Consider the following 1,873-nt stretch of genomic DNA (forward strand, 5'->3'; position numbering starts at 1 on the left):
ACCGCCCCGGCGGCCGGCCCCGCCGGCGCGCCCGGCCCGGGGCCGAGGTGGCGGCGCGTCCAGGTGCACACCGCGGAGTTCGGTATGCGGGACGGGTTGAGCTGGCGGCTGCCGGACGACCTCACCGTGCCGTTCACGGGGCCCCGCCGTGCCCCGGAGGTCCTGACCTTCCCGGACGGGGCGGAGCCCCGGATGACCGACTCCACCGGGTTGTACCTGACGACCCCGCCGGAGGACATGGCACTGGCCATGTCCGGCGTCCGGCCCGGTAGTTCGGCCCACCGAACCCTGGTCTCCTTCGTGCGCCCGGGCAGGCTCCTCGGGCTGTTCGGGCGGCTCACCGGACCGGTCAGCGGACCTGGAGTGACCCGGGGCAGCGGCCAGCACCCGCTGGGGCACCTGGTCGTGGAGCGGTCGCTGCCGCACCGGGCCGTCCTGGTCACCGAATCCGTCAAGGCGGAGGTGCGCGACCTCACCCAGACCACGTACCAGAACCAGCGCGGTCACGTCCGCGACACGCGGTTCGGGTTCCAGGTCACCGCGGGGCCGAACTACACCCTCCCCGGGCCGGAGACCGACGTACGCCTCCAGGGCGGCCCGCTGGTCCGCACGGACCTCGCCGCGGGGCGCGGGCACTACCTGGGCACCGACGCGGCCCGCAAGGTCACCGGCCGGGTGCGCAACCATCCCATGGCCCTCTACCAGGTGGAGCGCACCCTGATGGTGCGCAAGGCCGGCGAACCGTCCTCCGCGGCACGGCCGGTCCGCGTGGTCAGCCTGGACTGGATCGCCACCCAGGACGCCCGCCGGCTCGCGGGCTGGGACAGCCGTACGCCCGGCCGCACGGGACCGGACCCGGACGCCGAGCCGCCGGTTCCGTGGTACCTCACCCGCGAGGACCCGGTGCACCTGGGCGGCCAGGTCCGCGCGGAGGGCTTCCGCCCGGAGGCCCGCGCCACGACGCAGCCGCCTACGGCCGCGCAGCAGGCACCACCGCCCGCCCCCGGGGGGACGCCCGGGCCCGCGACCCGACAGCAGGCGCCCACCACGCCCGGCCAGGCACCGGCCGCACAGGCCGGGACCGCCCCGGCCCAGGACCCCATGCGGGCGTTCACGGACGCCGTCCTGGACACCCTGCACCGCTCGTACCCCGCCATGTTCGTGCCGCCGCTGATGCTGCGACACCCCCGCCTGGCCCGCTTCCGGTACGGCGACGGGCGGTTGCGGACCGCGCTGCACAACGACCGGCAGGTGCGTGAGGCGCTCAACCGTCCCACCCTGGCGCAGAGTCTGGACGAACTGACCACGACGGGGGTGCCGGTCACGCTCACCGAGGACGGCACGGTGCGCCGGGGCCACCACACACTGATCCTGCGGGCACGGCTGGCCGACCGCCGCTTCGAGACCACCATGAGCGAGCGGTCACTGCGCAACGCGGTGATCGGCAACGAGGTCTCCGGCCAGGCGCAGCAGGAGTCGAGCACCTACTCCGCCGGCGCCGAGGTCGGCGTCTCGCCCCGCGACCACGACAAGGTGCCCGGCGCGAACCTGCCCCGCCGGACCGGCAACGTCTCGGTAGGTGCCCGCTACGCCCGCACCTACCAGAAGGCCACACGCAACACGGTCACGGTCGTCCACGACCACCTGACGTTCCAGAACGGCGCCGACCTCTACAGCTACCGGGTCGAGTTGGGCGCCGCCTTCGAGGGGCACCGCCGGCCGCGCGGCTGGGCCAGGCTGCTGTCGGTCGGCCTGCTCGGCGCCGGCGTCTTCGTCAGCAAGGTCGAGGAGCGTCCGCTCTTCACCCGCGGCACCGAGACCGTGGGGCGGGTGGACCTCGCCGTGCCGGCGGCGCACGGCTCGGACCGCCACG

General features: G+C 75.2%; 1 pseudogene. It reads left to right on the forward strand.

Annotated features, from left to right (window positions below):
- Nucleotides 1–42: 42 nt before the first annotated feature.
- A pseudogene (locus ABZ371_RS32205) lies at nt 43–1,873 on the forward strand (hypothetical protein); the annotation flags it as partial.

Origin of the sequence: Streptomyces sp. NPDC005899 (assembly GCF_040629645.1) — a bacterium.
In the GTDB taxonomy this organism is placed as follows: Bacteria; Actinomycetota; Actinomycetes; order Streptomycetales; family Streptomycetaceae; genus Streptomyces.